The organism is Halomonas borealis (assembly GCF_004798905.1).
GTDB classification, from domain to species: domain Bacteria; phylum Pseudomonadota; class Gammaproteobacteria; order Pseudomonadales; family Halomonadaceae; genus Halomonas; species Halomonas borealis.
Genome location: NZ_SDMO01000004.1, coordinates 196,336 through 212,935, shown reverse-complemented (window position 1 = coordinate 212,935; position 16,600 = coordinate 196,336). Strand labels below are relative to the sequence as shown.

Sequence of the window (16,600 nt, the reverse complement as noted above, 5' to 3'; positions counted from 1 at the left end):
CCTACCAATCCAGCGACTGCTTGACGAACGGAATGGTCAGCTTGCGCTGGGCGGAGAGCGAGGCACGGTCGAGTGTTCCCAGCGCCTCGAAGAGCGCCTCGAGCTTGCGCGGGCCGCGATGCAGGATATAGCGTGCCACCTCGTCGGGCAGCTGCATGCCGCGCATCCGCGCGCGCAGTTGCAGGGCGGCCAGACGGTCGTCGTCGCCGAGCCCCTGAACATGGAAGGTCATCCCCCAGGTCAGCCGCGAGGCCAGATCAGGCAGCTTGACCGCCAGCTGACGCGGCGGCGCCTCGGCGGCGATGATCAGCCGACGGCCCTCATCGCGCAGGCGGTTGAAGGCGTGGAACAGGGCCTCCTCCCAGCGCTTGCGCCCCACCACACGATCGATGTCGTCGATCGCCACCAGATCGAGCCGCTCCACCTCCTCCAGCATCAGCGGCGGAAAATGGCCAAGTTCCTTCAGCGGCAGATAGAGCGAACGCCGGTCGCGATCCGAGGCCGCGTGACAGGCGGCCTGCAACAGGTGGCTGCGCCCGACACCCTCGCCTCCCCATAGATACAGAAACGGCTCGCCGTCGTCATCCAACTGCCGCTTCAAACGATCGACCAGGGTCGCGTTGGGGCCAGGGTGGAAGTTGGCGAAGGTGGCGTCGTCACGCAGCCCCACGCCCAACGGGAGCTGCGCGGGTGCTCGACTCATGGTGACTCCTCGTCCTGGGGACCGTGACCCGCATCATAAAGTGTGCTGTTTTTATAACGCTCGTGAAGATAACGCAACACCACCATCGCCATGGCGGCCACCGGCAACGCCAGCAGGATGCCGGTGAAACCGAACAACTGGCCGCCGGCCAGCACGGCGAAGATCACCGCCACCGGATGCAGCCCGATCTTGTCGCCGAGCAGCTTGGGCTGCAACACCAGGCTCTCGACCAATTGCCCGAAGCCGAAGATCCCCGCCACGGCGAGCAGCATCAGCCAGTCGCCGAACTGGAAGAAGGCCACCAGACCGGCGACGCTGATGCCCACGATCACGCCCAGGTAGGGCACGATGCTGGCCAGGCCCGAGAGCAGGCCGATCAACAGCCCGAACTTGAGGCCCAGCAGGGTCAGGCCGAGCGCATAGATGATGCCCAGGCACAGCATCACGATCAGCTGGCCGCGCAGGAAGGCCGACAGCACCTCGTCGCATTCCTTCCCCAGGCGCGTCACCGCCGGCTCCCACGGGCGCGGCAGCGAGCCACGCAGCTTGGCCACCAGCACGTCCCAGTCGAGCAGCAGATAGAAGGTGACCACCGGAATCAATGCCAGGTTGCCCACCCAAGCGACCACCGCCAACCCCGACTGGGACACCTTGGCCAGCAGGGTCGCGGCCACGGTGCCGGTCTCGCGCCAGTTGTCGAGCAGCGTCTGGCGCAGCTGCTCGAAGTCGGTCCCCAGGTCGATCCCGGTCAGGCTACGGATCTCGGGCAACACCGTGACCTGCACCCAGTTCAGGGCCACCGGCAGCAGCTGCGCCAGCTGACCGACCTGGCGACCGAGCAGCGGGATCACCAGCACCAGCGTCGACACGATGACCAGCGTCAACAGCAGGAACACCACCGATACCGCCAGCCGCCGCGACAGGCCCTTGTCCTCCAGTCGATCGGCCAGCGGGTCGCCGAGATAGGCCAGCACCATGCTGATGAAAAACGGCATCAGCACCGGCTCGATACTGATGAAGAACCACAGCCCCAGTGCCGCCGTGACGGCCAGGACCCACCCTTGTCTGCGCATCTCGCTCTCCCTGTGTGATGCCCGGCACGGCGGTGCGAGCCGTGCGTCGTGATGCTACAATTCACGCCCCATCTTGCCCAGCCCGGCGTCGCCGACAGCGCCGCGGGCCTTATCGACCGCAATGTTCATACAGGACAGGCCATGACCGATTCCACCACTCCCCCGAACGGCGCCTCCCTCAGCTACAAGGACGCCGGCGTCGATATCGATGCCGGCAACGCGCTGGTCGACCGCATCAAGGGCGTCGCCAAGCGTACCAGCCGTCCCGAGGTAATGGGCGGCCTGGGCGGCTTCGGCGCCCTGTGTCAGCTCCCCAGCGGCTATCGTGAGCCGGTGCTGGTCTCCGGCACCGACGGCGTGGGCACCAAGCTACGCCTGGCCATGGACCTGGGGCGTCATGACACCATCGGCATCGACCTGGTGGCCATGTGCGTCAACGACCTGGTGGTCGCCGGCGCCGAACCGCTGATGTTTCTCGACTACTATGCCACGGGCCGGCTCGATGTGGACATCGCCGCCGACGTGGTGACCGGCATCGGCAAGGGCTGCGAGCAGGCCGGCTGCGCCCTGGTAGGCGGCGAGACCGCCGAGATGCCTGGCATGTACGAGGGCAATGACTACGACCTGGCCGGGTTCTGCGTCGGCGTGGTCGAGAAGGACGAGGTCCTCGATGGCAGCCGAGTCGCCGAGGGCGATGTGCTGTTGGGCATGGCCTCCTCAGGCCCCCACTCCAATGGCTACTCGCTGATCCGCAAGATCCTCGAGGTCTCCGACGCTTCGCTGGACACCGCCATCGACGGGAAGTCGCTGGGCGAGGCGCTGCTGGCGCCGACGCGCATCTACGTCAAGCCGCTGCTGTCGCTGCTCAAGGAGACCGACGTGCCGGTGCACGCGCTGTCGCACATCACCGGCGGCGGCCTCACCGAGAACCTGCCGCGCGTGCTGCCCGAAGGCGCCGCCGCACGCGTCGACGTCGCCAGCTGGGAGCGCCCGGCGGTGTTCGACTGGCTGCAGCAGCAGGGCAATGTCGAAGAACACGAGATGTATCGCGTGCTCAACTGCGGCATCGGCATGGTGATCGCGGTGCCGGCCGACAAGGCCGACCAGGCCCGCGCCCATCTTCAGGGCCTCGGCGAGACGGTCTATCGTATCGGTGAGATCGTCCCCCGCGGCGACGACGAGGAGGTAGTCCAGCTGGAGAGCCTGAAAGGATGAGCGACAACGACTACAGCAACGACACCCTGCAGGACTTCACCCCCGAGCCCGCCGACGCCCGGCGGGTAGTGGTGCTGATCTCCGGCAACGGCAGCAACCTCCAGGCGCTGATCGACGAGCAGGTCCACGACCGCCTGGGCGGCGAGATCGTCGCGGTGGTCTCCAACCAGGCCGACGCCTATGGCCTGCAGCGCGCCCGCGAGGCCGGCATCGATGCCGTCGCCCTGCCCCATCGCGAATACGAGAATCGCGAGGCCTACGACGGCGCCCTGATCAAGGTCATCGAGCGCCACGAGCCCGACCTGGTGGTACTGGCCGGCTTCATGCGCCTGTTGACGCCACGCTTCGTGCAGCGTTTCCTGGGGCGGCTGATCAATATCCACCCCTCGCTACTGCCGGCCTACCCCGGCCTGCACACCCACTCCCGAGCGCTCGCCGACGGCGTCGCCGCACACGGCTGCAGCGTGCACTTCGTCACCGAAGAGATGGATGGCGGCCCGGTGCTGCTGCAGGCGGCCGTCGAGGTGGCCGAAGGCGAGACCGAAGACAGCCTCAAGGACAAGGTCCATGCCCGCGAGCACCTGATCTACCCGATCGCGGTGAAGTGGTGCCTGGAGGGCCGCCTACGGTTCGGCGACGGCGATGCCCGCTTCGACAACATGCCGCTGCCCGCCCACGGGCTGCGCATGTCTCATGCCGACGCGGCCGAGGAGCTGGACGAGGATATCGAGGAGTAAGCTGCAAGCTGCAAGCTGCAAGCTGCAAGCTGCAAGCTGCAAGCTGCAAGCTGCAAGCTGCAAGCTGCAAAACAGCAGCGTGAGATCGCCCGACGCAAAAGAAAACCCCGAAGGCCTCGGCCTCGGGGTTTTCTTGTTGTTGGGCGCTCGGCGCGGTCAGGTGCGCGGCAGGGTCACACCCTTCTGCCCCATATACTTGCCACCACGGTCCTTGTAGGAAGTCGCACAGACCTCATCGGACTCGAGGAACAGCATCTGGGCCACGCCCTCGTTGGCGTAGATCTTGGCCGGCAGGTTGGTCGTATTGGAGAACTCCAGGGTCACGTGGCCTTCCCACTCCGGTTCCAACGGCGTGACATTGACGATGATGCCGCAGCGCGCATAGGTCGACTTGCCCAGGCAAATGGTCAGCACGCTACGCGGGATGCGGAAGTACTCCACGGTTCGCGCCAGGGCGAAGGAGTTCGGCGGGATCACACAGACATCGCCCTTGACGTCGACGAAGCTGTTGTCGTCGAAGCCCTTGGGGTCCACCACCGCCGAATGAATATTGGTGAACACCTTGAAATCGTCGGCACAGCGCACGTCATAGCCGTAGCTGGACGTCCCGTAGGAGATCACCCGCCGGTCGTTCACATAGCGCACCTGATCGGCCTCGAAGGGTTCGATCATGCTTTCCCGCTCGGCCATGCGGCGGATCCAGTGGTCGGATTTGATGCTCATGGGTCGTCCTGCTGGGTGGAATCGAAACGAAAGGGCCGCCATGATAGCGGCCACGGCGGCAAGCGTCACGGCTCACGCCACACGCGCTCTCAGTCGCTGAAGGAGATATCCGGGCCCGCATCGCCCGAGGCGGCCTCGAGCTGCTCGGCCACCCGGCGCGCCATGGCGCGGAAAGTCGCGGTGATCTCGCCGTCAGGCTCGGCGACCACACTGGGCTCGCCGCCATCGGCCTGCTCGCGAATCGACAGCGTCAACGGCAACCGCCCCAGCACCTGGGTGTCGTACTCCGCGGCGATGCGCTCACCGCCGCCCTCGCCGAAGATCGGCTCCTGGTGACCACAGTTCGAGCAGTGATGCAGGCTCATGTTCTCGGCGATCCCGAACACCGGGACGTTGACCTTGCGGAACATCTCGATGCCCTTGCGGGCGTCCAGCAGGGCGATATCCTGCGGCGTGGTGACGATCACCGCGCCGTCCACCGGCACCTTCTGCGCCAGCGTCAGCTGAATATCCCCGGTCCCCGGCGGCATGTCGACGAACAGCACGTCCAGGTCGTCCCACTGGGTCTGGGTCAGCAGCTGCTGGAAGGCACCGGCGATCATCGGGCCACGCCACACCATGGGCTCGCGGGTATCGACCATGAAGGCCATCGACATGGCTTGCAAGCCGTGAGCGCGCAGCGGCTTCATCAGGTTCTCGCCCGCCGACTCGGGCCGCGCGCCCTCGTCGACGCCGAGCATCCTGGCCTGGCTGGGCCCATGGATATCGGCATCCAGGATGCCCACACGATGGCCCTCGGCGGCCATCGCCAGGGCCAGGTTCACGGTCACGGTGGACTTGCCCACGCCGCCCTTGCCGGATGCCACGGCGACGATATTCTTGACCCCTTCGATCACGACTCGCTCCTTCCTGCAGTTGGGGCCGACCTCCTGAGGGTCGGGTGAGACCAGTATACCCGCCCGCTCACCGCATCATGCAACGTCACCGATGCCCATGAACGACAAAGGGTGCGCCTGAGCGCACCCCTCGTCGACTGCTGCCCCGGTCTCAGTCTTGCTGGGGCTTCTCGTCATCGCTCGAGACGGACGCCTCACCCTGCGAGCCATCGCTCGACTCGGAGGACGACACGGCTGACTCGTCACCTTGAGCACCGGCCTGCGGATCCTCGCTCGACTCACCGGACGACGCCGCTGGCTCGTCACCTTGAGCACCGGCCTGCGGATCCTCACTCGACTCACCGGACGACGCCGCTGGTTCATCACCTTGAGCATTAGCCGTCGAGCCATCGCTCGACTCGGCGGCCGATGCCGCGGGCTCACCATCCTGCGATGCGTCCTGCGGGGCGGCGCTATCGCCGGCCGATGCCATCTCGGTGTCCAGGTCGGCCAGGGCATCGCGCCAACCGGCCAGCTCGCTTTCGAGTCGCGCCAATTGCTGGTGACGCGCCTCGACCCGAGAGTCGAGCCCCGCCAGTTCCTCGCGCCCTTGCTGAAGCTGGGTCTGCACGGTTTCCAGCTGGCTGGCGGCATCATCACGCTGGGCCTGAAGCTGTTGATGCTCATCGCGCAACGGGTCAAGCGACGCCTCGAGTTCGCCTTGGCGCTGCTCCAGCTCGGCGACCTGCTCGGACAGGTTCTCGCGCTGCTGCTCGGCCTGCTTGCGCGCCTGCACGGCCTCGTCGCGGGCCGCCTGAGCCTCGTCACGCGCTTGAGTGGCGTCATCCACCTGCTGCTGCAGGTCGTCCAGGGATGCCTGACGCTCCTCGAGCTTCTGCTCGGCCTCGGAGACCTTCGCCTGCACGGGTTCCAGGGCCTCGTTGACGTCGGTGAGCCGTGACCTGGCCTGCTCCACCTCGGCGATCACGCTCTCCCGTTCCGCCTCGGCCGCCTGACGCTGCTGCTCGAGCTCGTCGGTACGCGCCTGCAGTGCCTCGACCTCGGATTGCGCCGCCTCCTGCTCGGCCACCTGGCTCTTGAGGGTCTCGTTCTCGGCCTGGGTCGTGTCCAGGCGCGATTCCAGGGAATGACGCGCGTCGTTGCTGGAGCTCGCGCTGGATTGCGCGAACAGGGCCCAGATGACGGCCACGACGGCAACGGCGGCCAGCCCCTTGACGCGGTTGTCCTGGAAGAGCTGTCGCATGGAATTCTCTGACATCGGCTTGCTCCCTTCATGGGTCGATAAGCATGGTCCTCCCCTTCCCGGGCCATGCGCGATGGGACGATTCAGCCTACACCCCCGAGCGGCCCCTGGCATCATCTGCGACCTCTAGCGAGGCGCCCAGGCACGCCGTCGGCGTGGGATGCAACGAGACGATTGACGCGGATCGCGACGAACAGCGTATCATGCCGGAAGATTCCCGACCGGCTCGCCCATGTCCGACACCCCGGCACGATCCCCCCAACGCCGCGCCTGGCGACTCGTCAGCCGCGTGGCACGCTTCGCCTGGCGGGTGCTCGTCACCTTCCTGCACAATCGCGGCCTGCTGCTGGCCGGTGGCGTGGGCTACAACATCCTGCTGTCGATCGTGCCTCTATTCGCGCTGCTGGTGGTGCTGCTCGCGCGGGTGGTCGACGAGCAACAGCTGCTGACCCTGCTCTCCATCCAGGCGCGCCATCTGACACCCGCTCACGCCGAGGTATTGCTCGACGCCGTGCGCTCCCTGCTCGACTCGCGCGAGGCGATCGGCTTTCTCGGCCTGCCGGTACTGTTGCTGTTCAGCTCCTTCGCCTTCCGCATGCTGGAAGACGCCCTGGCGATCATCTTCCACGCCCCGGAGGCACACGTCAGACGCTCGGCCTGGGTCTCGGTGCTGATGCCCTACGCCTTCATGCTGGTGCTGGGTGCGGGGCTGATGGCGCTGACGTTGCTGGTCAGCCTGGCGGATGGACTCAATACGCTGTGGATGGCGCTTCTGGGCAGGGAGCTACCCCTGGCAGGGCTCTCCGATACGGCGCTGAACCTGACCAGTTTCGCCGGCGTCTTCCTGCTGTTCAGCGCCATCTACAAGGTGCTGCCGCTGGTCAAGGTCGCCCCGCGGCGCGCCCTGGCGGGTGGCTTCGTCGCCGCCTTGCTATGGGAGGGCGCCCGCCTGCTGCTGGTGTATTACTTCGCCCACCTGTCGTTCGTCAACGCCGTCTACGGCTCGCTCGCGACGCTGATCGTGGTCCTGCTGACCCTCGAGGTAGGCGCCCTCATCCTGCTGCTCGGCGCCCAGGTGATCGCCGAGCTTGAGCGCAACGCCCGCCTGGGCCTGCCCTGGCACCTGGACTCACGCCATCGAGCCATCTCCCGCGTGGACTGAGCGATGCCTCAGCGGCCATCCCGCCGGCCACGCAGACGCCGTACCAGGCCCATCAGGCTGCGGCCGCTGAGCATCCCCAACAGATAGAGGGCGGCGATCAGCAGCGCCAACGGCAGCGTGAAGCTCCAGGTCAGCAGCCGCACCTCGACCAGGTTCAGGTTCTGCACGATCAGCACTAACACCAGCGCCAGCAGCACCAGCTTCACTCCCAGCCACAATCGCTCCATATCCTCTCTCCCTCGTGATAGCGGATCGCCCGCCGGCCATTCCCAGGCTGATCGGCCCTGGCACGGCTGTCAAAGGCCAGCCGCTCACGCTCAGAAGGTCGAAAGCCCCGTCGCCTCCATCAGCCGGTAACGCCATCGGTCGAACCCGCTTGACGCCTCGGCGTCGGCATAGGGCAGGCTGGTGAGACGCTCCGGCGTGGCCTGCCAGCGACGCGCGAAGAACGCCTCGGCATCGGACAGGGCCGGCAGGTCCGGCGGCCCCAACAGACGCACGCTGGTCTCCAGGTTCAGGTCGTCCAGGTTGCGCCGGGTGAAGTTGGCGGAACCGAGGATCAACTCGACCTCGCCGCCCTCGGCGGGGTGACGCATCAGCAGCTTGGTATGGCACTGTTCGCCACGGGTGGCGCACCAACGCACCGGAATGCCGGCGGCGACCAGCTCGTCGGCCACCGGCCGGTTGGGAATGCCCCCCTTGTCGAGGCCGAAGGCCTCGCGGTTGGGATCGAGCAGCACCCGCACCTCGACGCCACGACGGTGTGCGGCGAGCAACGCGTCGATCATTCCGCGATGGGCCAGGTAGAAGACCGCCACAGCGAGCCGGTCGCCTTCCCCAGCCTTCGCCACGGCGTCGATCAGCGCCTCACGGATCGCCCCCTCGGTGAGTAGCTGCAGGCGAGCCCCGGAGGCGTCGTCCTCGGCGGACGGCGGCGGCGCCGGCCCGGGCACCGTCACGCCAGACCAGCTCGCCACGACGCGCTCCGAGGCCAGCAAGTCGAGGGCCGCCGCGCCCTCGACACGCAACGCCACGTTGCCGTGCAGGCTGCTGGCATCGTGGGGGTTGGCCGAGGTCACCAGCCCCGCCCAGCCATCGCCCTGATCGACCACCAGGGTCTTGCGATGGTTGGCCTTGACGTTGGCCAACGCCAGGTAGCTACGCAGGGTGACCTCCCCCGGCCCCAGGGCATTGGGCAGCCAGCCGGCCGTAGCCCGGTTGCCGAACCAGCGCGGCCCAAGCGCCCAGAGCCCCGTCCACAGCGGGTTGGAGGCGCGCAGTCGCTCAAGATCGGTGATCACCACCTCCACGCCGGCCTCGCGCAGGCGCTCGAGGTGCTCGGGCGCAAGCCCGCCATAGAGGGTGTTCACAGGGTCGGTGATCAGGATCGCGCGCAACCCGGGGTGACGGCGCCGCTGACGCACCAGGGCCGCGGTAAGCTCGTCGGACAGCGGCCGGAAATCGCCCGGCCCGGAATCGGCGGCGAAGTCGTTGAACAGGAACATGTCGACCACCACCAGGCGGCGTGCCTGGCCGATCATCGAGAGCGCCTCGTCGAAGATCGCCTGACGCCGATGGCGCTGCCCCGCGGCGTCGTACCAGGTCTCGTCGGTGAGCAACCGTGGCGACACCGCGACGCGCAACGGGTGGGCCTGGCCGACACCGTCCGGCAGCGGCTTGTAGCGCTGCCAGGTCCCCATCGCCAGCCAGGCCAGCATCAGCGCAGCCAGCACCCATGGCCACTTGCGGCGTCGTGTCATCCCACTCATCTCATCCTCTCCGGCACTCGCCGCCGGCGATACCCGCCGCGGCTTGGTGCCCGCCAGCATAGCCCGAGGCCGAGCCTGGCGCAGCGTACCGGCTCACCAACGAGACGGGGCGCCGGCACATGGCCGACGCCCCGTCATGCTGCGCGCTACCCGGCCCAGGCGCTTAGTCGCCCGGCCCTCCGGTCTCGGTGGTCGCCTTCATGCGCCGGCGCAGTAGCGGGCCGACGATATAAGGCAGGATCAATCCCAGCCCGGCGAACACCCACAGGCCGATGGCCAGGCCACTGTCCCACAGGATGGTCCAGTCGCCGTCGGCGATGTCCATCGCATGACGCAGGTTCTTCTCCATCTCCGGCCCAAGCAATAGACCAAGGATGATCGGCACCAACGGAATCTCCAGCTTGCGGAAGACATAGCCGGCCACGCCGAAAGCCACCATGAAGTACAGGTCGAAGGCGCTATTGCTGATCGAGTAGATGCCGACGAAGGCCACCATGGTGACGACCGGCAACAGGTACTTCGGCGGCACCGACAGCAGCTTGACGAAGATGCCCACCAGCGGGATGTTCAGCAACAGCAGCAGGAAGTTGCCGATCAGCAGCGCGGCGATCACGCCCCACACGATGTCCGCGTTCTGGGTGAACATCAGCGGCCCGGGGGTGATGTTCAGCGAGATCAACAGCGCCAGCAGCACCGCGGTGGTGCCGCTGCCCGGCACGCCGAGGGTCAGCATCGGCACCAGCGCGCCGCTCGAGGCGCCATTGTTACCGGCCTCGGGGCCGGCCACGCCGCGCGGATCGCCTTCACCGAAGGTACCCTTGCGACCCACCACCTTCTTCTCGAGGGTGTAGCCGATGAAGCTGCCGAGCGAGGCGCCCGCGCCCGGCAACACCCCGGCGATGAAGCCCAGCACGCCACCGCGAAGGCTCGACGGCAGGATGCCGCGGATATCGGCCCACTTCAGCGACAGCTTGTTGACGGTCATCTTCTCCTTACCGCCGCCGGCCTTGTCCTCGATGAAGAACAGTAGCTCGGAGATGGCGAACAGGCCGACGATGGCGATGATGAAGTCGATGCCTTCATAAAGCTCCAGCACGCCGAAGGTATAGCGCTGCACGCCGGTGTTATCGATGCCCATGGTGGAGATCATCAGACCCAGGCAGGCCGCGACCACTGTCTTGACGGGGTTCTTGCCGGTGATGCCGCCGAGGGTGGCGAAGGCCAGCAGGAACAGCGCGAAGTACTCGGCCGGGCCGAAGGTCAGGGCAAATCGGGCCAGCACCGGCGCCAGCAGGATCAGGCCTACCGTGGCGATCAGGCTGCCGATGAACGATGCCACCGCGGAGATCGCCAGCGCCTCGGCGGCCTTGCCCTTGCGGGCCATCGGGTAGCCATCGAGGCAGGTCATCATCGCCGGCTCGTCACCGGGGATATTGAGCAGGATCGAGGAGATCCGCCCGCCATACATCGCCCCGGCGTAGACCGAGGTGAGCATGATCATCGCGGTCTCCGGGGCCAGCCCCAGCGAGAAGGCCAGCGGTATCAGGATCGCCACGCCGTTGGCCGGCCCGAGGCCGGGCAGCGCCCCGATCAAGGTGCCGAGGAAGGCCCCGAGCAGGGCGAACATCAGGTTGTGCGGCGCCAGGGCGACGCCGAAGCCATCGATCAAGTAACCCAGGGTCTCCATCAGCTCACCTCCAGGAAGGACAAGAGCCCCAGCGGCAGCGCAAGATCCAGGGCGAAATTGAACAGCCCGAACACCGCCACGCCGGCCACGCCGCCGGTGACATAGGCCTTGAGCGGCGTGGCACCCATGCGCCAGCACAGGGTCCCCACCGCCAGCAGGGTGCTGAGGATGAAGCCCAGCGACTGCAGCAACGCGGTATAGACGATCAGCACCGCCACCGCGATCAACAGCTCTACCCCGGTACGGCTCCACGGCCAGGCATTATCCGGGTCCGGCCGCACGATCAGATAGAGGCTGGAGAGCACCAGCACCGATGCCAGTAGATAGGGAAAGGTCTCCGGGCCGACGCCTTCGGCCCCGCCGAACGGTTCGGGAAACTGGGTAGCACCCCAGCCGTACGCGACGGCCAGGGCGATCAACAGGACCCCGAAGATGCGGTCGTTGAAGGTCATTACTGGATCAGCCCGATGTCTTGGGAGAGTTGACGGATGTCGGCGATCTGGTCGTTGACGAATTGCTCGAACTCACCGGCACTCATGTGGAACGGCATCAGGCCGTTGCTGGCCATGACGTCCTTCCATTCCTGGCTCTCGTAGAGGGTATCCATGGCATCCATCCAATACTGCCGGGCCTCTTCCGGCACGTCGGCCGGCATGTAGAAGCCGCGCCAGTTCGGCCCGATGGCATCGATGCCCTGCTCACGAGCGGTAGGAATATCGCTGAACTCGCCCGGCAGCCGCTCCTCCGACAACACCGCCAGCACGCGCAGGTCACCGGAGTCCATGAAACCCTGGGCCTCGGTGATGTCGCCGGTGAAGGCATCGACATGACCGCCGACCACCTGGGTCATGGCCTCGCCGCCATTGTTGTACGACAGGTAGGGGATGCGCGGCAGGCTCTCGACGCCGGCTTCCTGGGCGGCGATCAGTACCTTGAGATGATCCCAGCCGCCCTTGGCACTGCCCCCGGCGAACTTGACGCTGCGCGGGTCATCCTTGAGGGACTCCATCAGCTCGGGCAGGTCGTCGTATTCGGAATCATCGGCGACGGCGATGACACCATAGTCGGCCCCCAGCGCGCCGACCCAGTTGACCATGTCGGCGCTCATGCCCGGGAACTGATCTTGCGCCAGGCGGGTGGTCGTGGCCGTCGACGCGGCCACCAGTAGCTGGTCATCGCCGGCGCGCTTGCTCACGGTGTGGGCGTAGGCCACGCCACCGCCGGCACCGGCCATGTTGATGGTCTGTACGCTGGCAGGCACCAGGTCCAGCTCCTCCATGACATTGCCGACGCTACGGCAGGTGAAGTCCCAACCACCCCCCGGGTCGGCCGGGGCGATGCATTCGACCTTGCCTTGCGGCTCGAAGGCCAGGGTGGAACCGGCGCTCACGGTGAAGGCGGCGACGGCGACGAGCTTGAGTGGCGTTCTCACAGACATTGTTGTTATCCCCTAGGAGATTGTCGTTGACGGTGAAGGTGTCGCTTGCGGGTGGCTGACGACTGCCTTACAATTCTGTAAGGCAGAACATCGTTCCCCTGAGCGAAAACTAGGCCGCTCCTCCATGGGGGTCAATGCCCATGCGGCGAATCGCGACCAAAGTTGCAGGTCCGACACCGTCTCTTGAAACGCGACCATCAACGAGGCAACACGACATGGCCCAGGACCGCGTCGAGGCCGTGGAACGCGCGCTGACCGTGCTCGAGGTCTTCGACTCTCCCCACGACGCCTTCAGCCTGGCCGAACTGGCCGAGGCCACCGGCTTCTACAAGAGCACCCTGCTGCGCCTGCTCGGCTCGCTTTCCCGCTTCGACTACGCCCAGCGGGGTGACGACGGACGCTGGCGGCTGGGCGGAAGCCCGGTACGCCTCGCCCGTCGACACGCCCCGTCGCAGCACCTGGCGACCCGGGTCCAGCCATGGCTCGACCGGCTGGCCGCCGAGACCGGCGAGACCGCCGCCCTGCTGGCGGGTCACGCCGACCAGGTGGAATGCCGGCTGGTCGCCCTCCCCGAGACCGGCCTGCGTCATGACCTGCGCCCGGGGAGCCACTGGCCGCTGGCCGGCGACGACGACCCGCGTCTCGCCCTCCCTGGCGGCCACATGACGTGCGTCGCGCTGGGCGGCGACCCCGCCCCCGCGCTGTGGCTATCGCTGTCCGGCCCCGCCGGCCGCCTGTCCGACGCCGCCGCCCGGCGAGCCCTGGAGGCGGCCCAAGCGGCGCTTGGTGACCCTCCATCAGGCGAGGAGGCATGCCCATGACGCTGCTGCTGGTAGAAGACGACCGCCTGCTGGCGGAAACCCTGGTGGATGCCCTGGCGCTCGAGCATCACACCGTCGAGCACCTGGCCGATGGCGAGGCGGCCCGGGCCCGGCTCGATGGCGCGGAGCATGGCCTCGAGCTGGTGCTGCTGGACCTCAACCTACCCGGTTGCGGCGGGCTCGACGTGCTCGAGACGCTGCGCCGCCACGACGCCGACACCCCGGTGCTGATCCTCACCGCCCGCGGCGCGGTGGAGGATCGGGTCCGCGGGCTCGATCTCGGCGCCGACGACTACCTGGCCAAGCCCTTCGCCCTGGACGAGCTCGAGGCCCGGGTGCGCGCCCTGCTGCGACGCCGCGAACGCGGCCAGGCGCTCCAGGTCGGCCCGCTGAACTTCGATGCCACGGCCCAGCGCTTTACCCTCGACGGCGCGGCGCTGCCGCTGCCCCCGCGGGAGCAACGGTTACTGGCCTGTCTGATGCGGCATGGCGGCGAGCCGGTCGACAAGGCGCGCCTCGTCGAGGAGGCCTTCCAGGGCGAACCCATGGGCGACAACGCCATCGAGGTCTACATCCATCGCCTGCGCAAGCGCCTGGCCGGCGGCGCCATCGCCCTGCGTACCGTGCGCGGGCTGGGGTATCTGCTGGAGGCCACGTGATCCGGCGCGACAGCCTCTACCGTCGCCTGCTGACCTGGCTGCTGCTGCCGCTGATGGCATTGGGCGCGCTGATGGTCGTGCAGGCCTGGATCGAGGCACGCCATACCGCCGACCGGGCCTTCGACCGCCTGCTCGAGGCGGCCACCCTGGCCATCGCCGAGCAGGTCCAGTGGCAGGACGAACGCCTGTGGCTCGACCTGCCGCCGGCGGCCCTCGAGATGCTCGCCACCGACGCCGAGGAGCGCGTCTTCTACGCCCTCTACGACGCCCAGGGGCAGTTCGTCACCGGCAATGCCGAGCTGCCCGGCCCGCCCGCCGACGCCGGCGAGGTCCCGACGCTACGCTATCGCGACCTGATCTGGCAGGGCCTCGAGCTGCGCCAGGGCATTCGTCATTCCCGCCTCGCGGACTGGCGCCAGCGCGCAGGCTTCGAGGTACGCGTCGCCCACACCCGGGAGGGCCGTCAGCGCCTAGCCCACGAGCTGCTACGCGCCAACCTGGCTTACATCCTGGGCATGGCGGGACTGGCGGTCGCCGTGGTGCTGCTGGCCATTCGCGGCGCCCTGACCCCGCTGAGCCGATTGCGCCAAGCCATCCGCGCCCGCGACCCCCGCACCCTGGCCCCGCTGGACCTGGCGCTGCCGCGAGAGCTCGCCGAACTGCGTGAGACACTCAACGAACTGCTGGCGCGCATGCGACGCGTCAAGACCAATCAGGAACGCTTCATCGGCGACGCCTCTCACCAGCTTCGCACCCCCCTCGCCGGACTCTCGGCGCGTGCCGAGCTGGCCCTGCGACAGACCGACCCGCCGCGCTGGCGAGAGGCCCTGGCCGCGATCCACGCCACCAGCACGCGCACCTCGCATCTCGCCGTGCAGTTGTTGTCGCTGACCCGCCTCGACAACCCCGAGTATCGCCCCGAGCTGGTCCCGCTCTCGCTCGAGGCAGTGGCCAGCCGCGCGGTACGCGGCCACTGGAATGCCTGCCATCGCGCCGGCATCGACCTGGGGCTGGAAGCGCCGGCGACACCGGTAACGGTGGACGGGCTCGACTGGCAGCTCGAAGAGGCACTGGCCAACCTGATCGACAACGCTCGTCGTTACGGGGCGACGCACATCACCGTGCGAGCCCGCGCGGCGCCCCCCGTCCTCGAAGTCGAAGACGACGGGCCCGGCATCCCCGCCGACCGGCGGCTACTGATGCTGCGCCCCTTTCATCGCGGCAGCGACGACCCCGACGGCTCTGGGCTTGGGCTGGCCATCGTCGACGGCATCGCCCGTGCCCACGGCGCCCGCCTGCGACTCGACGCTGGCAGCGACGGCCATGGCCTCAGGGTCGGCCTGCATTTTCCCGAGGAGACCCCATGAGGCGACGTCCCGGCATCATGCTGATCGCCCTGCTGTGGCTGGCTACCGCATCGGCCACCCAGGCCGCAGAGCGACTCCACTTCCCCGCCACCGGTCCCGTCGACGGGGCTACCGACACGCTGGTGGTCCACGGCGCCCTCGACCCGTCCTACGCCCGCCCGCTGCTCGAGGCCTTCCATGCCGAGCATCCGAGCATCGGCCTGACCTATCGCAACCTGGATACCCTCGGCCTGCACCGGCGCTTCCTGGAGACCCCGGACGAGGTCGATGTGCTGATCTCCTCGGCCATGCCCTGGCAATACTGGCTGGCCAACGGCGGCCACGCGCGCCCGCTGTCGTCTCCCCAGGCCATGGCCTGGCCGGCCTGGGCACGCTGGCGCCACGAGCTGTTCGCCTTCACCTTCGAACCGATCGTCATGGTGGTGCGCCGCGAGTTGATCGACCGCTTCGGACGCCCGGAAAGCCACGCCGAGCTGCTCGAGTTGCTGGAAGGCCATGGCGAGGCGCTGCACGGCCGGGTGGTGACCTATGACCCCGAGCGCAGCGGGGCCGGCTATGCCTATGCCATCCAGGAATCCCGGCTGACACCGCGCTACTGGGACCTGGTGACCGCCTTCGGGGCGACCCAGACGGCACTGGCCGCCACCACCGGTGAGATGCTGGCAGGCCTGAAGGACGGTCGCTATTGGCTGGGTTACAACCTGCTGGGCAGCTATGCTCGGGCGGTCGCCGACGCCGACCCGGCGCTGGAGGTGGTGGTGCCCGACGACTATGCGCTGATCACCCAACGCCTGGCCCTGATACCCCGCCAAGCACCGCATCCGGAAAACGCGCGACGCTTCATGAACTTCCTGCTCGGCGACGCCGGCCAGCGAGTGATCGCCGAAGCCACGCCGCTCGGCGCCGTGCACCCGTCGCTTGGCGGGCCAGGCACGGCGCACGCGTTGCGAGAAAGCCATGGCGAGGCGCTGCGGCCGGTGTCACTGGGGCCGGGGCTACTGGCGACCCTCGACGAACTCAAGCGTCAGGCGCTGCTCGAGCGCTGGAAGCGGGAATTCACACGCACCGACGCCACATCACCCTGAGGGAGTGACGCGGCGTCTGGCG

General features: G+C 67.7%; 17 protein-coding genes. 7 read left to right on the top strand and 10 right to left on the bottom strand.

The annotated features are described in order from the left end of the window. Position 1 precedes the first annotated feature (1 nt). Together hda and ETC07_RS06490 are read right to left on the bottom strand one after the other, a co-directional pair. Positions 2 to 703 (bottom strand): DnaA regulatory inactivator Hda, encoded by a 702-nt coding sequence (gene hda, locus ETC07_RS06495; RefSeq protein WP_136247687.1) that lies wholly within the window; start codon positions 701 to 703, stop codon positions 2 to 4. After that, a complete protein-coding gene (locus tag ETC07_RS06490; protein WP_136247686.1) occupies positions 700 to 1,776 on the bottom strand; it encodes an AI-2E family transporter in 1,077 nt (358 codons plus the stop codon). Before ETC07_RS06490 ends, hda begins: the two co-directional genes overlap by 4 nt. Before the next feature lie 141 nt (positions 1,777 to 1,917). Between ETC07_RS06490 and purM the strand changes: the two genes are divergently transcribed. Together purM and purN are read left to right on the top strand one after the other, a co-directional pair. After that, the gene (gene purM / locus ETC07_RS06485; RefSeq protein WP_136247685.1) at positions 1,918 to 2,991 is read left to right on the top strand and encodes a phosphoribosylformylglycinamidine cyclo-ligase; all 1,074 of its coding nucleotides are present in this window, start codon (positions 1,918 to 1,920) and stop codon (positions 2,989 to 2,991) included. Beyond that, positions 2,988 to 3,728, top strand: coding sequence for a phosphoribosylglycinamide formyltransferase (purN, locus tag ETC07_RS06480; RefSeq protein ID WP_136247684.1), 741 nt, complete (start codon positions 2,988 to 2,990; stop codon positions 3,726 to 3,728). The genes purM and purN overlap by 4 nt, the downstream gene beginning before the upstream one ends. Before the next feature lie 156 nt (positions 3,729 to 3,884). On the opposite strand, the gene dcd is transcribed toward purN, so the two are convergent. The 3 genes from dcd to ETC07_RS06465 all read right to left on the bottom strand — a co-directional run bounded on the left by dcd (position 3,885) and on the right by ETC07_RS06465 (position 6,590). Beyond that, positions 3,885 to 4,451 carry a dCTP deaminase gene (dcd, locus tag ETC07_RS06475; protein WP_136247683.1) on the bottom strand — a complete coding sequence of 189 codons (567 nt, stop codon included), beginning with the start codon at positions 4,449 to 4,451 and terminating at the stop codon, positions 3,885 to 3,887. A gap of 89 nt (positions 4,452 to 4,540) precedes the next feature. Beyond that, complete coding sequence (gene apbC / locus ETC07_RS06470) at positions 4,541 to 5,347, bottom strand: iron-sulfur cluster carrier protein ApbC (RefSeq protein WP_136247682.1); 807 nt, start codon at positions 5,345 to 5,347, stop codon at positions 4,541 to 4,543. 151 nt (positions 5,348 to 5,498) lie between these two features. Beyond that, a complete protein-coding gene (locus ETC07_RS06465) occupies positions 5,499 to 6,590 on the bottom strand; it encodes a coiled-coil domain-containing protein (protein WP_136247681.1) in 1,092 nt (363 codons plus the stop codon). 232 nt (positions 6,591 to 6,822) lie between these two features. On the opposite strand from ETC07_RS06465, the gene ETC07_RS06460 reads away from it, so the two are divergent. Next, positions 6,823 to 7,752 (top strand): YihY/virulence factor BrkB family protein, encoded by a 930-nt coding sequence (locus ETC07_RS06460; RefSeq protein WP_136247680.1) that lies wholly within the window; start codon positions 6,823 to 6,825, stop codon positions 7,750 to 7,752. Positions 7,753 to 7,760: 8 nt separating this feature from the next. Here ETC07_RS06460 and ETC07_RS06455 read toward each other — a convergent pair whose 3' ends face one another. From ETC07_RS06455 to ETC07_RS06435, 5 genes are all read right to left on the bottom strand, one after another. Further along, positions 7,761 to 7,979 (bottom strand): lipopolysaccharide assembly protein LapA domain-containing protein, encoded by a 219-nt coding sequence (locus ETC07_RS06455; RefSeq protein WP_136247679.1) that lies wholly within the window; start codon positions 7,977 to 7,979, stop codon positions 7,761 to 7,763. A gap of 90 nt (positions 7,980 to 8,069) precedes the next feature. Next, positions 8,070 to 9,521 (bottom strand): phospholipase D family protein, encoded by a 1,452-nt coding sequence (locus tag ETC07_RS06450; protein ID WP_306462088.1) that lies wholly within the window; start codon positions 9,519 to 9,521, stop codon positions 8,070 to 8,072. A 163-nt stretch (positions 9,522 to 9,684) separates the two neighbouring features. Continuing rightward, the gene (locus ETC07_RS06445; protein ID WP_136247678.1) at positions 9,685 to 11,208 is read right to left on the bottom strand and encodes a tripartite tricarboxylate transporter permease; all 1,524 of its coding nucleotides are present in this window, start codon (positions 11,206 to 11,208) and stop codon (positions 9,685 to 9,687) included. Next, a complete protein-coding gene (locus ETC07_RS06440; RefSeq protein WP_136247677.1) occupies positions 11,208 to 11,660 on the bottom strand; it encodes a tripartite tricarboxylate transporter TctB family protein in 453 nt (150 codons plus the stop codon). The genes ETC07_RS06445 and ETC07_RS06440 overlap by 1 nt, the downstream gene beginning before the upstream one ends. After that, positions 11,660 to 12,646, bottom strand: coding sequence for a Bug family tripartite tricarboxylate transporter substrate binding protein (locus ETC07_RS06435; RefSeq protein ID WP_136247676.1), 987 nt, complete (start codon positions 12,644 to 12,646; stop codon positions 11,660 to 11,662). Before ETC07_RS06435 ends, ETC07_RS06440 begins: the two co-directional genes overlap by 1 nt. A gap of 215 nt (positions 12,647 to 12,861) precedes the next feature. On the opposite strand from ETC07_RS06435, the gene ETC07_RS06430 reads away from it, so the two are divergent. From ETC07_RS06430 to ETC07_RS06415, 4 genes are read left to right on the top strand one after another with little or no spacing between them, the layout of a single operon-like run. Then, positions 12,862 to 13,467 (top strand): helix-turn-helix domain-containing protein, encoded by a 606-nt coding sequence (locus tag ETC07_RS06430; protein WP_136247675.1) that lies wholly within the window; start codon positions 12,862 to 12,864, stop codon positions 13,465 to 13,467. Beyond that, the gene (locus tag ETC07_RS06425) at positions 13,464 to 14,126 is read left to right on the top strand and encodes a response regulator transcription factor (RefSeq protein ID WP_136247674.1); all 663 of its coding nucleotides are present in this window, start codon (positions 13,464 to 13,466) and stop codon (positions 14,124 to 14,126) included. The genes ETC07_RS06430 and ETC07_RS06425 overlap by 4 nt, the downstream gene beginning before the upstream one ends. Continuing rightward, positions 14,123 to 15,493 (top strand): sensor histidine kinase, encoded by a 1,371-nt coding sequence (locus tag ETC07_RS06420; protein ID WP_136247673.1) that lies wholly within the window; start codon positions 14,123 to 14,125, stop codon positions 15,491 to 15,493. Before ETC07_RS06425 ends, ETC07_RS06420 begins: the two co-directional genes overlap by 4 nt. Then, on the top strand, positions 15,490 to 16,578 hold the full coding sequence (locus tag ETC07_RS06415) for an ABC transporter substrate-binding protein (RefSeq protein WP_240724575.1): 1,089 nt from the start codon (positions 15,490 to 15,492) through the stop codon (positions 16,576 to 16,578). Before ETC07_RS06420 ends, ETC07_RS06415 begins: the two co-directional genes overlap by 4 nt. Positions 16,579 to 16,600: the final 22 nt, after the last annotated feature.

What these genes read in the sequence shown, in the direction of transcription:
- hda (WP_136247687.1), bottom strand. Translation starts at nt 703, where the DNA reads ATGAGTCGAGCACCCGCGCAGCTCCCGTTGGGCGTGGGGCTGCGTGAC.
- ETC07_RS06415 (WP_240724575.1), top strand. Translation starts at nt 15,490, where the DNA reads ATGAGGCGACGTCCCGGCATCATGCTGATCGCCCTGCTGTGGCTGGCT.
- ETC07_RS06430 (WP_136247675.1), top strand. Translation starts at nt 12,862, where the DNA reads ATGGCCCAGGACCGCGTCGAGGCCGTGGAACGCGCGCTGACCGTGCTC.
- purN (WP_136247684.1), top strand. Translation starts at nt 2,988, where the DNA reads ATGAGCGACAACGACTACAGCAACGACACCCTGCAGGACTTCACCCCC.
- ETC07_RS06460 (WP_136247680.1), top strand. Translation starts at nt 6,823, where the DNA reads ATGTCCGACACCCCGGCACGATCCCCCCAACGCCGCGCCTGGCGACTC.
- dcd (WP_136247683.1), bottom strand. Translation starts at nt 4,451, where the DNA reads ATGAGCATCAAATCCGACCACTGGATCCGCCGCATGGCCGAGCGGGAA.
- ETC07_RS06445 (WP_136247678.1), bottom strand. Translation starts at nt 11,208, where the DNA reads ATGGAGACCCTGGGTTACTTGATCGATGGCTTCGGCGTCGCCCTGGCG.
- ETC07_RS06455 (WP_136247679.1), bottom strand. Translation starts at nt 7,979, where the DNA reads ATGGAGCGATTGTGGCTGGGAGTGAAGCTGGTGCTGCTGGCGCTGGTG.
- ETC07_RS06465 (WP_136247681.1), bottom strand. Translation starts at nt 6,590, where the DNA reads ATGCGACAGCTCTTCCAGGACAACCGCGTCAAGGGGCTGGCCGCCGTT.
- ETC07_RS06450 (WP_306462088.1), bottom strand. Translation starts at nt 9,521, where the DNA reads ATGAGTGGGATGACACGACGCCGCAAGTGGCCATGGGTGCTGGCTGCG.
- ETC07_RS06435 (WP_136247676.1), bottom strand. Translation starts at nt 12,646, where the DNA reads ATGTCTGTGAGAACGCCACTCAAGCTCGTCGCCGTCGCCGCCTTCACC.
- ETC07_RS06490 (WP_136247686.1), bottom strand. Translation starts at nt 1,776, where the DNA reads ATGCGCAGACAAGGGTGGGTCCTGGCCGTCACGGCGGCACTGGGGCTG.
- ETC07_RS06440 (WP_136247677.1), bottom strand. Translation starts at nt 11,660, where the DNA reads ATGACCTTCAACGACCGCATCTTCGGGGTCCTGTTGATCGCCCTGGCC.
- ETC07_RS06425 (WP_136247674.1), top strand. Translation starts at nt 13,464, where the DNA reads ATGACGCTGCTGCTGGTAGAAGACGACCGCCTGCTGGCGGAAACCCTG.
- purM (WP_136247685.1), top strand. Translation starts at nt 1,918, where the DNA reads ATGACCGATTCCACCACTCCCCCGAACGGCGCCTCCCTCAGCTACAAG.